At 61.5% G+C, this 13,933-nt stretch carries 13 protein-coding genes; all 13 read left to right on the top strand.

Going from position 1 to position 13,933, the window contains the following annotated elements:
* Window positions 1-203: 203 nt before the first annotated feature.
* The 13 genes from thrR (at window position 204) to ACSEXW_RS01410 (ending at window position 13,933) form a co-directional block, all read left to right on the top strand.
* Window positions 204-656: a transcriptional regulator ThrR gene (gene thrR, locus ACSEXW_RS01470; protein WP_438444305.1), complete on the top strand. Its 453-nt coding sequence runs from the start codon at window positions 204-206 to the stop codon at window positions 654-656.
* A gap of 91 nt (window positions 657-747) precedes the next feature.
* On the top strand, window positions 748-2,034 hold the full coding sequence (locus ACSEXW_RS01465) for a homoserine dehydrogenase (RefSeq protein WP_438444417.1): 1,287 nt from the start codon (window positions 748-750) through the stop codon (window positions 2,032-2,034).
* 40 nt (window positions 2,035-2,074) lie between these two features.
* Window positions 2,075-3,064: a homoserine kinase gene (thrB, locus tag ACSEXW_RS01460; protein ID WP_438444304.1), complete on the top strand. Its 990-nt coding sequence runs from the start codon at window positions 2,075-2,077 to the stop codon at window positions 3,062-3,064.
* Complete coding sequence (pheA, locus tag ACSEXW_RS01455; protein WP_438444303.1) at window positions 3,061-3,942, top strand: prephenate dehydratase; 882 nt, start codon at window positions 3,061-3,063, stop codon at window positions 3,940-3,942. The genes thrB and pheA overlap by 4 nt, the downstream gene beginning before the upstream one ends.
* A gap of 17 nt (window positions 3,943-3,959) precedes the next feature.
* Complete coding sequence (gene ilvE / locus ACSEXW_RS01450; protein WP_438444302.1) at window positions 3,960-4,841, top strand: branched-chain-amino-acid transaminase; 882 nt, start codon at window positions 3,960-3,962, stop codon at window positions 4,839-4,841.
* Window positions 4,842-5,055: 214 nt separating this feature from the next.
* Window positions 5,056-6,909, top strand: coding sequence for a LysM peptidoglycan-binding domain-containing protein (locus tag ACSEXW_RS01445; protein WP_438444301.1), 1,854 nt, complete (start codon window positions 5,056-5,058; stop codon window positions 6,907-6,909).
* Window positions 6,910-7,018: 109 nt separating this feature from the next.
* On the top strand, window positions 7,019-7,657 hold the full coding sequence (locus tag ACSEXW_RS01440; RefSeq protein WP_438444300.1) for a BofC C-terminal domain-containing protein: 639 nt from the start codon (window positions 7,019-7,021) through the stop codon (window positions 7,655-7,657).
* Window positions 7,658-7,791: 134 nt separating this feature from the next.
* Window positions 7,792-9,009: a CapA family protein gene (locus ACSEXW_RS01435; protein WP_438444299.1), complete on the top strand. Its 1,218-nt coding sequence runs from the start codon at window positions 7,792-7,794 to the stop codon at window positions 9,007-9,009.
* 123 nt (window positions 9,010-9,132) lie between these two features.
* A complete protein-coding gene (gene ruvC, locus ACSEXW_RS01430) occupies window positions 9,133-9,636 on the top strand; it encodes a crossover junction endodeoxyribonuclease RuvC (RefSeq protein ID WP_438444298.1) in 504 nt (167 codons plus the stop codon).
* The gene (gene ruvA, locus ACSEXW_RS01425) at window positions 9,633-10,274 is read left to right on the top strand and encodes a Holliday junction branch migration protein RuvA (RefSeq protein ID WP_438444297.1); all 642 of its coding nucleotides are present in this window, start codon (window positions 9,633-9,635) and stop codon (window positions 10,272-10,274) included. Before ruvC ends, ruvA begins: the two co-directional genes overlap by 4 nt.
* A 70-nt stretch (window positions 10,275-10,344) precedes the next feature.
* Window positions 10,345-11,352 carry a Holliday junction branch migration DNA helicase RuvB gene (gene ruvB / locus ACSEXW_RS01420; RefSeq protein WP_438444296.1) on the top strand — a complete coding sequence of 336 codons (1,008 nt, stop codon included), beginning with the start codon at window positions 10,345-10,347 and terminating at the stop codon, window positions 11,350-11,352.
* Window positions 11,349-11,834, top strand: coding sequence for a thiol-disulfide oxidoreductase DCC family protein (locus ACSEXW_RS01415; protein ID WP_438444295.1), 486 nt, complete (start codon window positions 11,349-11,351; stop codon window positions 11,832-11,834). The genes ruvB and ACSEXW_RS01415 overlap by 4 nt, the downstream gene beginning before the upstream one ends.
* The gene (locus ACSEXW_RS01410) at window positions 11,834-13,933 is read left to right on the top strand and encodes a SpoIID/LytB domain-containing protein (protein WP_438444294.1); all 2,100 of its coding nucleotides are present in this window, start codon (window positions 11,834-11,836) and stop codon (window positions 13,931-13,933) included. The genes ACSEXW_RS01415 and ACSEXW_RS01410 overlap by 1 nt, the downstream gene beginning before the upstream one ends.

Here is a 13,933-nt window from a genome sequence, read left to right as displayed (position 1 = left end):
GTATGCATCCGGGGGAAGCTATGGACGATCACCGCCGATGTGGTAAAATCAGTGTATTGCTTGTTCGGGATCCTCTGCATTCATAGCAGGAGCAGACAAGCCGGGCGAAAAATTCGCTCCGGCCTATTGCCGGATCCGTTAGATTCCGCTATAATGTCCACTATAGGTAAACAAAAGTCTTTTTGGAGAGGACGAATACGGTTATGCCGGAGACAAAACCTACAGATCGGTATTACCTGGTCCGGGAGGACATCCTGCCGGAGGCGCTGGTGAAGACCATGCAGGTTAAGGAGATGCTGGCCCAGGGGCATGCCAAGACCATCCACGAAGCCGTGGACCGGGCAGGACTAAGCCGAAGCGCCTTCTACAAATATAAAGACGGTATCTTTCCTTTGAGCAAGCTGGAGCGGGAGCGCATCGTGACCATTTCGATGGATCTGGAGCACCGCTCGGGCATCCTTTCGAAGGTATTGGCCCTGATCGCCAGCCTCGAGGGCAACGTGCTGACGATCCACCAGACCATCCCGCTGCAGGGGATGGCCAACGTGGTGATCTCCGTCGACACCTCGCTTATGGGCGAGCAGTTCGTTACCTTGCTCGATACCCTGCGCCTGCACGACGGTGTCAAACGGGTATCTATCGTGGGTCAGGGCTGAGAGCCCCGTGCCCTACCCGGAAGTCAACTAATGGGGGGAAGGATGACCGGCATTCGGGCCGGGGCATCCTTTTATCCCAACAGGAGGAATCATCATGACCATCAAAGTCGGCCTCTTAGGCCTAGGCACCGTCGGCACCGGCGTCGTCCGGATCGTGGAGGGACATCAGGAGGACTTGAAGCGTCAGACCGGCACCGGCCTCGTCATCGAGAAGGTATTGGTCCAGGATCTGACCAAGAACCGGTCCATCGCCTTGGACCGGGGGAAGCTCACCAACAGGCCGGAGGACATCATCTCGAATCCCGAGATCGACGTCGTCATCGAGGTGATGGGCGGCATCGAGCCGACCAAGGGTTTTATCCTGCAGGCCATCGAGAACGGCAAGCATATCGTGACCGCCAATAAGGACCTGATGGCGATGCACGGGCCCGAGATCATGGCACGCGCCGCCGAGAAGGGCTGCGACGTGTTCTATGAGGCCAGCGTCGCCGGCGGCATCCCGATCATCCGTACGCTGATCGAAGGCTTCTCTTCGGACCGGATCACCAAGATCATGGGCATCGTCAACGGCACGACCAACTACATCCTGACCAAGATGAGCAAGGAAGGCGCCGATTACGGAGAGGTGCTGCGGGAAGCTCAGCAGCTGGGCTATGCCGAAGCGGACCCGACCTCCGATGTGGAAGGGCTGGACGCCGCCCGGAAGATGACCATTCTGGCCACCCTCGGCTTCCGGACCGATGTTACCTTGTCGGATGTGTCCGTCAAGGGGATCAGCCGGGTCAGCAAGGAGGACATTGCCTACGGCAAGCGTCTCGGCTATGAGGTGAAGCTGCTCGGCATCGCCGAACGGGTGGACGATCAGATCAGCGTCAGCGTACAGCCGACGATGATAAAGAAGTCCCATCCGCTGGCTTCCGTCAACGGCGTATACAACGCGGTTTATGTGTACGGCGAGGCTGTCGGCGAAACCATGTTCTACGGTCCGGGCGCCGGGGAGATGCCGACGGCGACCTCCATCGTGGCGGACCTGGTAGCCGTGGTCAAGAATCACCGCCTAGGTGTGAACGGCCGTACCGTCAACATCGCGTATAATGAGAAGAAGCTGCAGACCGACGAGCAGATTACTTCGAAGTACTATATCCTGCTGCATGTGGCGGATAAGGCTGGCGTCTTGGCGAAGATCACCCAGGTGTTCGCGGACAACGAGGTCAGCCTGGAGTCGGTGAACCAGCAGCCGAACCCGGTCAACCCGATGGCCGAGATCATCATCATCACCCACCAGGCCAATCAGGCCTCCATGAAACGGGTGCTGAAGGTGTTCGATGAGCTTGAAGTCGTGCAGGAGATCAAGAGCGTGTACCGCGTGGAGGGCTAACCGGCCCGTTACGGGATCGACAGTTGAAGGAGCGTTCATCATGGGAAAGATCAATCCGGGAGTCCGGGTCCGGGTGCCGGCCAGCACGGCCAATCTGGGCCCCGGCTTCGATTCCCTCGGGCTTGCGCTGGACCTGTATACTTGGGTCGAGATGAGCAGGAGCGAGGGAAAAACGACGTTTCAATTATACGGGGAAGAGCTGGAGGGCAAGGGGATTCCCCTGGACAAATCGAACCTGATCTACCAGGTGGCCCAGCAGGTCTTCGCCCGAGCGGGTGTGGAGGTGCCCGAGCTGTCCGTCTCTATGTACAGCGACATTCCGCTGGCCCGTGGGCTCGGCAGCAGCGCCTCCGCCATCGTGGCGGCCCTGACCGCCGCCAATGCCTTGATCGGCTCGCCGCTGTCGGATGACGAGCTGTTCCAACTGGCCAGCTCCATCGAGAAGCACCCGGACAACGTGGGGGCTTCCCTCTTCGGCGGGCTGGTGGTGGCGTACTGGGACGGCATCCGGGCGGAGCATATCAAGGTGGCGCCAGATGAGAGGCTGGAGGTGCTGGTCGCCGTGCCGGACTTCCAGCTGTCCACGGAGAAGGCGCGCCATGCCCTCCCGAAGGAGGTCGCCATGAGCGACGCCGTGTTCAACGTCGGCCACTCCAATCTCCTGGTGGCGGCGTTGTGCACCGGCAGGCTGGAGATGATCCGGCTCGCTATGACGGACAAGCTCCACCAGCCTTACCGCAGCGCGCTGGTGCCCGGCATGGCGGAGATTCTTGAAGGAGCAGCCGATCATGGCGCCCTTGGCATTGCCTTATCGGGGGCGGGCCCAACGATGCTGGCCTTGTCCGACCGGGACGGCGGGCGCAAGGAGGAGCTGGAGCGGTTCCTGCGCGAGATGTTCGGCCGCCACGGCATCGGCGTGGAGACCCGCTGGCTGAAGCCGGACACCGAGGGCCCCCGTGTAGAGGTCTTGACAGAGACTGCCGGTTCGGGTACATTTATGCAAAACCTTAAAGGGGAGATCCGCACGTGAAGCGCATCGGTTTTTTGGGCCCCGTGGGCACGGTTTCCCATGAGGCGACGGTGTACTTTTTTCAGGGAGAGGACCATGAGTTCATCCCCTTCAAGCTGGTGGCGGATATCTTCGCGGCGGCTTCCGAAGGCAGGATCGATCTGGGCGTCATCCCCATCGAGAACACCATCGAAGGGTCCGTGCGGCTTCATGTCGATTCCCTGGTCCACGAGGAGAGTCAGCCCATCCAGGCGGAATGGACCTATCCGTCCGTCCAGAATCTGATCGGACACGGCTCCGAGCTGATGGGTCCGGACGGGAGCGGTCCGGCTTACGGCCAGATCCGGAAGATTCTCTCTATTGATGTGGCCATTGCCCAATGCCGCCAATTTCTGGGAGAGAAGCTGCCGCAGGTGGAATTCGAATACGTCAGCAGCACGGCCGAAGGAGTCCGATTGGTCCGGGACCATCCCGGAGAGGGCCTGGCAGCCATCGGGACGAGCATGGCGGCGTCCATGTATGGTCTGGAGCGCTTGGCCCACAATATAACGGACCATCACAACAACTATACCCGGTTCGTCCTGGTGGGCAAGGAAGCCCCGTCACTCCGGGCGGCAGATGCATACAAGACCACCATTCTGGTCACGCTTCCCGAGGATTTCCCCGGCGCGCTTCATCAGGTGCTCTCCGCCTTCGCATGGCGGCGGATCAATCTGTCGAAGATCGAATCCCGTCCGACCAAGCTGCGGCTCGGTAGCTATTATTTCTACATCGATATCGAAGGCTCGCTGGAATCGGTCTTATTGCCTGCGGCTCTGGAGGAGATTGAGGCTCTGGGCTGCCAGGTTCGCATATTGGGGTCCTACCCCTGCTATCCCTATTCCGCTACCCATTCTTAAGGAGGTTCATTCGTATCATGGCACAGCAGTGGATTTATCTTAACGGCCAATTCGTTACCAAAGAGGACGCGAAGATCTCGGTCTACGATCATGGCTTCCTGTACGGGGATGGCATCTTCGAAGGCATCCGCATCTACAACGGCACCATCTTCAAGTGCAAGGAGCACCTGGACCGGCTCTATGATTCCGCCAAGTCCATCATGCTGAACATCCCCCTCTCCTACGAGGAGATGGAATCCGCGCTGGTGGAGACGATCCGCAAGAACGGCCTGCGCGACGGCTACATCCGCCTCGTCGTGTCCCGTGGTCCCGGAGACCTGGGCCTGGATCCCCGCCGTTCTCCGAAGGCATGGGTCATCATCATCGTGGAGCAGCTTGCCATCTATCCGGAGGAAGCTTATGTGAACGGCCTGAAGACCATCTCGGTCTCCCCGCGCCGCAACATTCCGGACGCCCTGAACCCGAAGATCAAGTCCCTGAACTATCTGAACAACATCCTGGTCAAAATCCAGGCCAATCTTCACGACGTTGGCGAAGCGATCATGCTGAACTCCCAAGGCTACGTTGCCGAGGGCTCCTCCGATAACATCTTCATCGTCAAGCGGGGCGTGGTGTACACCCCTCCGACATACTGTGGCGCATTGGAGGGAATCACGCGTCTCGCCATCATCGAGCTGTGTGAGAAGCTGGGCATCAAGCTGAAGGAAGAGCCGTTCACCATGCACGACGTCTACGTGGCCGACGAGGTCTTCTTCACCGGCACCGCGGCGGAGGTTATTGCCGTGCGCGAGGTGGACGGACGGACCATCGGCTCCGGCAAGGCGGGTCCCGTCACCACGCGACTGCTTCATGAGTTCCGCAGCATCGTCGACAAGGACGGCCTGAAGGTGTACGAATAACCGGAACGGGAAGTCCATATTTCCCGTTATAAGACAATCCCTCATCACCATATGGTGTAATGAGGGATTTTTTTTGTGCGAAACGGGAAGGACATTTGCCCAGCCGCCGCATAGGATGGAAGGAACTTCTAGATATGGGTCCGGACGATTGGTGCGGTCTTGTATGGCGGGCCGGCTCGGCTACGCCCCATTACATTATTAGGAGGTCATCGGGTTGAAAATCCATCTGGTCAAAAAAGGCGATACCCTCTTCGAGATTGCGAAGAAGCACGGTGTAACGCTGGAGCAATTACTCGCGGCGAATCCGCATATTGCGGACCCGGACCGCATCGAGGTCGGCATGAAGGTGAAGATTCCCATGGTGCCCAAGCCGGTGCCGCAGCCCCCGGTAGAGTATAAGCACAAGGTGACGGTGTCCCAGGGAGACACCATGTGGAAGATCTCCAAGGCCTGGGAGGTTCCGCTGAAGGCGCTCATCGACGCCAACCCCCACCTGAAAAACCCCAGTGTCCTCCTGACCGGGGACACCATCTACATTCCCAAGCTGAAGCAGGACGGCACCCTGATGCACATTCACTCGACGCCGAAGGCGGAGCTGACCGCCCCTATGGGCAAGGCGGACACCGCGCCCATGGGCAAGGCCAATACAGCGCCTATCGGCAAGGCGAACACGGCGCCGATCGAGAACGCCGCTCCGGTGGAGGAAGCCCCGGTTGTGGAGGCTCCTGTAGTCGAGGCCCCTGCCGAGAAGCCGGCGGAGCCGGTGGCGGAGAAGCCTGTCGCGCCTGAAGCCGAAAAACCGGTGGAAGCCGCCAACGAGAAGCCGGCGGCTCCGATGAATGAGATGCCGAACGCTCCGGTGAATGAAAAACCGAATGCCCCGGTGAACGAGAAGCCCATGCTTCCAGTCAATGAAAAGCCGTTGCTGCCGGTGAACGAGAAGCCGCTTGCCCCCATCGCGGAGAAGCCGGAAGCTCCGGCCATGGAGCTGCCGAAGATGCCGGCGGCCAAACCCGAGCATCACCCCTTGCCCGTTCTGGAGGGAATGATGGAGATGCAGAAGGCCCCGTACCCTCCGGTGGCCGCTCCGCTTACGACCGGAGCCAATCCGGCGCCGTTGGCGGAAGCCGCCAAGGAGCTGCCGAAGCCGATCTGCCCGCCGCTGCCTCCGTTTCAGGACCCATACGCCACGTATCCGCAGATTCCTGTGTTCCCGCATGTAACGGCTGGAGAGGGATGGCCCCAAGCCCAGCACCCGTTCGGCCAGATTCCTGTGCCTGCCGTGGAGGCGATGGCTTATGCGAATCCCGGCTGGGCTCCCGTGGAAGAGGACTGTTATCCGTATATTCAACCGGCCTGGCCCATTGCACAGATGCCTTATGCCCCAACATACCCGGTCATGCAGCCGCAAGCGGTGCAGCCCTCCATGTGGGGCGAGCAGGATTGCGGCTGCGGCGGAGGCTCCCTGAATCTGCCGTACGCTTGGGTTCCCGCTGGGAATGAGCAGCCGTATATGGGAGGGATCGATGTTCCGAACGGTATGCCTGCCGTGGAAGCAGCGGAATTCCCTGAGGCGATGCCGAATGTCATGCCGAATGCGATGCCCGCCCCGGGTTACGGATGGCCCGAGACGACGGCTTATCCGTACCCGATGTATGCTCCGTATGCGGGCATCCCGCAGGCTTCACCGTACCAAGGAATGGAGTATCCGGGCAATCCGGCTGCTGAAGACGTATGGGCGAGCGTAAGCCCGATGTCAAGCTCCCCGGCCGAAGCCGAGCCGCTCCAAACCTATGCGACTCCATATGCAAACCCTTATGCATTCCCATCCTTCGAGCCGCACCAAGCTCCCCATGCAGGTGGGGGGGAAGCGGAATCGGCCGGCAATATGGAGCCTGTCCTGCAGGCGGCTTCCCCGGCAAAAGAGGCCAAGAAGGATACCGGTATGCGGAGCAGCCCTAGAGCGAGGGCCGTGCAGTCGCCTCTCCAGGAATTTTTGAACCGTCACCGGAATTCGCGGCCGGCCTATGAGCCGAGGCGGAACAGCCGCCCTTGGATCAACCTGTAACTGTCGTATAATCCTCTTCTTGCCTGGGAAAGCTAGAGAAAAACCCGGAAGAAGGGGAAGTAAAGTGACATTCTCAAACCTGTTCAAACAGTTGAAACGGCGGTTAAGGATGAGAAAACGGTGGTTGACTCTCGGTGCCTACCTGCTGCTGGCAGGGGGGATGGCCGCAGCCTTCATGACGGACGGGGATCGGTCGGATTCGGAGGCCCGAACCGCTGCGGTATGGAAGCAGGCGGAGGCGGCACCGGAGCTGCCGTCGCAGGAAGCAACGGCCAAGGCCATGGAAGCCATCAAGGGAATCACCGGCACCCGGGAGGTGTATCTGCATACGGAATACGTATGCGGAGAGGAAATCCGCCAGATGGGAGCCATGCCGGCTGCCGAAATCGTCAGCCTGAGCAAGGAGCATCCGGAGGCCCGGGTGAATGTGGACGAATCGGGCCGCATCCACCTGACGGAGAGGGTGGAGGATCTGGGGCCGCGATGCAGGGAGAATGCTTATTTCGGTATGGATAAGAACGGCAACCTGACTTTATTCGAGGGGGTGCCGGAGCAGGAGCGGGTCATCCGCACCTTCTTCCAGCTGGATGTCCAGCACATGAAGAGCAGCCTCCCGTCGGACGCTCTGAACCAGCTGTACAGCGGCATTCGGATCAGCGATCTGGCGGATTACAACTCCGTGCTGTCCACCTTCAGCGAATATGCCTCGGAGCATGCCGAGCCCGTGTCGGGCAGCCATGCGCAGTAGCAGCGCACAACAACAAAACGGCCGAAAGGCCGTTTTGTTGTTGTGTGGACAGCGGGCGATTTTGTGAAAAGGGTACCCCAATCTTACTGAATATGGTAATTTAAGTGAGTGATATGGGAAAGGGGAGCACAGCCGTGAGAAAACGATGGATGGGGGCCGTTGGCTTAGCCGTCTTGCTGGCAGGAGTGTGGTTGGGGAGCCGGATAGGCAGAGACTCCGCACAACCGCCGGACAGCGCAGCTCCATCTCCGTGGCCGGGCATAACCATACAGGGTACGTTGCCGGAAGAGGCTGCTGGCCCCCAACCGCTTCCGAGTCCAACGCCTGTCCCGGAGCCGGTCACGTATAGGACGACCTTGGGGGCGATCGGCGATATTTTGCTGCATAATACGGTCTATCAGGATGCCGCTACGGCAGACGGAGGCTACGACTTCCACCCGATGCTGGAGCCGTCGGCGGAGCTTCTCCGCAAGCCCGGGATTCTTCTGGCCAATCAGGAGAGTCTTATGGGAGGCGCTGGCTTGGGATTGTCCTCCTACCCCATGTTCAACAGCCCCTTCGAGATCGGGGACGCGCTGAAGGACGCCGGGGTGGATCTGGTGACCATGGCCAACAATCATACGATGGACCGGGGGGAAAAAGGAATCCGTTCCGCCGCCGGACGTCTCGATGCCATAGGTATGCCCCGTGCGGGCGCCTATACGGATGAAGAAGACAGGGGACGGATCCGGACTCTGGTATCCGATGGGATCCGATTTGCCTTCCTGGCGTATGCGGAGAGCACCAACGGAATTCCGGTGCCGGAGGGCAAGCCATACCTGGTTGCCAAGCCCGACATGGAACGGATGCCGGAGGAGATCCGGAAGGCCCGGGAGCAGGCGGATTTCGTCGTGGTATCCATGCATTGGGGAGTGGAAAACGAGAAGCTGCCCGCCGCGGGTCAGCGGGAATGGGCTCGGAGGCTGGCGGAGTGGGGGGCGGACATCATCGTCGGCACCCATCCCCATGTGATCCAGCCCATGGAATGGCTGCCGAAACCCAACGGAGGAAGAGCCCTCGTCATGTATTCCTTGGGCAACTTCCTGTCCGCCCAGGATCGGCTGCCCCAGCTGATCGGCGGAATGGCCACCGTGGAGGCCGTCAAGACGGTGAGAGGAGACGCTCCGCCGAGCCTGCGGCTGGAGGCGCCTGCTTTTCAACCTACCTATAACCGATACCGCAATTGGAGCTGCTACCGGGTTATTCCCTTCAGCCGTCTGGAGCAGGAGGATTGGGAGCGGGTAGCCGACGAGTGGGAGTCCATCCGCAAGCGGATGCTCGAGTGGATGCCGGAGCTCTCCGTCCCGCAATGAACAGTTCACATTTGGTGAAGGATCAAATGCGTCGCGCGTCGGTACTCAACCCCCGGGTTTTCTGCTATAATGGCAAAGAAGGAATACATATGTTCGCGTGTCGGACGGATGGGAGAGTCACCAGTGCGCATTTTGGGGATCGACCCGGGGATAGCCATCGTCGGGTTCGGCTTTATCGACAAGCAAGGCAGCAAGCTGACTCCGGTCCAGTACGGCTGCATTCAGACCGAAGCGGGGACCGACCCGGGACTTCGGCTGAAGCAGGTGTATGAGGCGGCGGTGCAGCTGATAGACAAATACAAGCCGGATGCGGTTGCGGTGGAGCAGCTGTTCTTCAACCGGAACGTTACGACGGCCTTTACGGTGGGCCAGGCGCGGGGGGTGCTGATTCTGGCCGCTGTCCAACAGGGACTGCCGGTGGCGGAGTATACGCCGATGCAGGTCAAGCAGGCCATTGTCGGCTACGGCAAGGCAGAGAAGAAGCAGGTGCAGGAGATGGTGCGCATGTACCTGAAGCTGCAGGCGGCGCCCAAGCCGGACGATGTGGCGGACGCGCTGGCGGTGGCCATCTGCCACGCCCATTCCTCCACCTTACTAAACAAGATAAATGGGGTAACGGGATCATGATCGATTTTCTGCGGGGGAAGCTCGCATTCACGGATACGGATTATGCGGTGCTGGATGTTCACGGGGTAGGCTACCGGGTATTCTGCGCCAATCCTTACGCCTTGGCGGCGAAGGAGAAGGAAGAGCTGACCTTGTATATCCATCACCATGTCCGGGAGGACGCCATCCTTCTCTTCGGGTTCGAGACCCGGGAGGAGCAGTCCCTGTTCCGGAGGCTGCTGGAGGTTAGCGGGATCGGGCCCAAGGTGGCCATCGGCATCCTTTCGGCTGGACGGCCGGAAGAGGTGGTGGGCGCCATCTACCAGGAGAACGTAACCTTCCTGATGAAGCTGCCCGGCATCGGCAAGAAGACGGCCCAGCGGATCATTCTGGACCTGAAGGATAAGCTGGCCGACCTGCCGATGGCGGTGACGGCGGCCGCTGCCTTCGGCGGCTCAACGGCCGCCTCGAAGCCGGAGCTCCGGATGCCGGGCGGCGGTACGGCCGCATGGCGCGAGGCGAAGGAAGCGCTGATGGCCCTGGGCTACAGCGAGGCCGAGACGGACCGCGTCTGGCCCAAGGTGCAAGAGAAGGCCAAGGACGGCGACCCGGTGGACGTGCTGGTGAAGCTGGGGCTTCAGGCGCTGTTCCACGGTTAAGGAAGTCCGCTGATCGGAGGGCCGCCCGAGCCCGCATGAAGGAAGCGCAACAACGAAGGGGGTATCACGCATGGAGGATCGGATCATCTCCGCGAATTTTATGATGGAAGACCAAGCGGTGGAGCTCAGCCTCCGCCCCCGGTACTTATCCGAATATATCGGCCAGCAGCAGGTGAAGGAGAACCTGAAGGTGTACATCGAGGCGGCGAAGCAGCGGCGGGAGCCGCTGGACCACGTGCTGCTCTACGGCCCTCCGGGCCTGGGCAAGACCACGCTGTCCACCATTATCGCCAACGAGATGGGCGTCAATATCCGGACCACCTCCGGACCGGCCATCGAGCGTCCCGGAGACCTGGCCGCCATCCTGACCAACCTGCAGGAGGGCGACGTTCTCTTCGTGGATGAGATCCACCGGCTGCACCGGACGGTGGAGGAGGTGCTGTATCCGGCCATGGAGGACTTCGCCCTGGACATCATTATAGGCAAGGGACCCAGTGCCCGCTCAGTGAGGCTGGACCTGCCGAAGTTCACCCTGATCGGGGCCACCACCCGGGCCGGCCTGCTGTCCGCGCCCCTCCGGGACCGGTTCGGCGTCGTCAGCCGGCTGGAATATTACACGGAGGATGAGCTGACCTATATCGTCAGCCGTACCTCCGATATTCTGGGCGCCGAGATCATCGGCGAAGCCGCCCGCGAGGTCGGCAAGCGCTCCAGGGGAACGCCCCGGATCGCCAACCGGCTCCTGAAGCGGGTCCGTGATTACGCTCAGGTGAAGGGCGACGGCATCATCACGCTGGAGCTGGCCCGCAAGGCGCTCCACCAGATCCAGGTGGATGACAAGGGTCTGGACCACATCGACCATAAGATGCTGGAGTCTATCATCCGCATGTTCCAAGGCGGCCCCGTCGGGCTCGATACCATCGCGGCCACCATCGGCGAGGAAAGCCAGACCATCGAGGACGTGTATGAGCCGTACCTGCTCCAGCTGGGCTTCATCCAGCGGACGCCCCGGGGACGCACCGTAACCCCGTTGGCCTACCGCCATCTGGGGCTGACGCCTCCGGAGCCCAAGGGATGACCATGACCAAGCGGGCGTCCCAGCAGCCTGAGTCGCTGCTCCTGTTATATGACGGAGAATGCAACCTTTGTCTGGCTACGGTGGAGAAGCTCCGCCGCATCCGGACCACAGCCCAGCTCCACATGCAGCCGCTGCAGACGGCGGATCCCGCCCAGCTGCCTCCAGGGACGTCCCCGGAGGAGCTTCTTGCCGAGCTGCACCTGATTGACGGGCAAGGCCGGGTTTACCGGGGAGCCGCTTCGGTGGTCCGGATCCTCCAGACTGTGCCCGCCTTGGCGTGGCTGGCTCCGCTGTACCGGGTGCCGGGATTGCGGAGTCTGACAGACGCCGTATACCGGCTCATCGCCCGGCACCGCTACCGGCTCTTCGGGAAGAGTGAAGCCGGCTGCAGCACCGGCGCCTGCCGGCTTCCGGCCCGGCCGGGACAGCAGGCCCGCTCGGAGCCGCAAGACGAATCAACAACCAAAGGAGAATCGTCCTGATGTCGAACCCGATCCGCCGTACTGCGGCGGTAGCCCTGATCCTGACCCTCCTTGCCACCCCGGCGGCGTTCAGCCCTGCACCGGCGGAAGCGGCCGTGCCGAAGCTGGACACCATCCGGGTGGGACTGATCCTGGAAGCGAACAAGCTGAAGTCCACCGTCTCCGCCGTCACCGTCAGCTCTCCTAAGGGGCTGTCGCTGACCTTGAAGACGGCTGCCGCGTCACTGCCGATTCCCGGCGAGCTGGCACCGTCGGGCAAGCTCCGGGCGGCGGGCGATGGTTACCAGGTCCGCTTGCTGGAAACCGGCGAATACGCCAAGGCCAAGACCCTGGCGGATCAGCTGAAGACCGCCTCCGCCGCCATCACTGTCACGGCCTCCCAGCGCTCCGGCAAGACACTCTACACCGTGTCCGCCGCAGGCTATCCGACCAAGGATGCGGCGGCTCAAGCCCTGGTAGGCTTCAGCCAGCTGCCGGCAGTGGCCGCCTTGGCGGAGAAGCCGGTGCTGGGCGGTCCCTTCCGCCTCCAGGCAGGCGCCTACGCCGCTCTGGCGGAGGCGGAGAAGCAGCGGACCGCTCTGGCCCAGGCGGGCTTGGACAGCTCGCTGGCTCTGATCGATGGCGGCGGCGTCCTCCAATACGCCGTCTGGACCGGAGCCGAGGCGGATGCCGAGTCGCTGGCGGCTTACAAGCTGAAGGCGCTGAAGCTGATGCCCGCCCTGTCTCCCGCAGCCGCTGATACCTCCAATTACGCCAATGTGCTGAGCGATGTGACCGGTACGGCCGACGGAAGCTCGTCTGTGCCTCTCCTTCTTGTCCCGGTCCAAGGAGCCAAGCTCTGGATCGCTCCGAAGGAAGGGGAGCTGACCGTGGCGGAGAAGCTGAACCGGACCTACCGGGGCGCCATGGAGGTGTCCGTCCATAACGGCAAGCTGGCCGTCATCAACGAGCTTCCCTTCGAGCAGTATCTGTACTCCGTCGTCAGCGGAGAGATGGGGAAGGGCTGGCCGGCGGAAGCGCTGAAGGCCCAGGCCGTTGCGGCCCGGACCTATGCGCTGAAGTCCGGCACGAAGTACCAGATCGCCCACGTCTCCGACAGCACCCTGGACCAGGTCTATGACGGCAACGAGGACGCCGACTCCATTCAGGCCGTGGACGCCACGGCGGGAGAGGTGCTCGTCGACAAGGACGGGCTCATCACCGCCTTCTTCTCCGCCAACTCCGGAGGCATGTCCAGCTCGGGAGCCGACGTCTGGGGAACGGCGCTGCCGTACTTGAAGACGGTGCCCAGCCCGGACGAAGGGGCTGCGAAGAACAAGGCGATCTGGAAGCGCGGGGTGCTTCCGGACGGGCAGGTGGCGTATGTCCACTCCTCCTATCTGAAGGACAGCGGGCGGAAGACCGCCTTGGGACTTGCCATCTATCAAGTGACCGAAGCAGGCGTCAACGCCCGTTCCGCCCCTTATGTGGACAATACCGGCAATCCGCCGGTGGCCAAGCTGAACGCCGGCGATTCCGTCATCGTATTCGGGGAAGCCCAAGAGTCCAACTCCTACAGCTGGACGCGAGGCCCATATACGCCGGATGAGCTGCTTCGGCTCATGAACGACAAGCTGCCCGGCCTGGGTCTGGCTCCGGTTCAAGGGCCGTTATCGAGCCTGGAGGTGAAGACCCGGGGGGATTCCGGGCGGGTAACCGAGCTCAACGCCAACGGGAAATCCTTGAAGCTGTCGGCGCCCGATAACTTCCGGACCCTTCTCGGCGGACTGCCCAGCACCCGGTTTGAAATTGACCGGTCCGGAGGGTATACTATATTGGGAGCAAACGGAAGGACCTCCGTTGCTTCCGGAGGCACCCTGTATGCCGTATCCGCCGGCGGCCAAACAGCCGCTCTGCCGGACAGCGGGTACTTCGTGCTGAACGGCAGCGGGCAGATGGAATACGGCACTGCCTCGCCGGAATATACGATTACCGGAACCGGCAACGGGCACGGAGCCGGCCTGTCCCAATGGGGGGCGAGGGGCTTCGCGGAGCTGGGATACGACTACAAGAAGATCCTGTCCACCTATTACCAAGGGGTTACCTTAACGAAGGACTGA

This window comes from Oryzibacillus soli, from assembly GCF_051594765.1.
In the GTDB taxonomy this organism is placed as follows: domain Bacteria; phylum Bacillota; class Bacilli; order Paenibacillales; family NBRC-103111; genus Paenibacillus_AR.
Note: the sequence above shows the minus strand (reverse complement) of the source record. Positions and strands in the feature narration are given on the sequence as shown.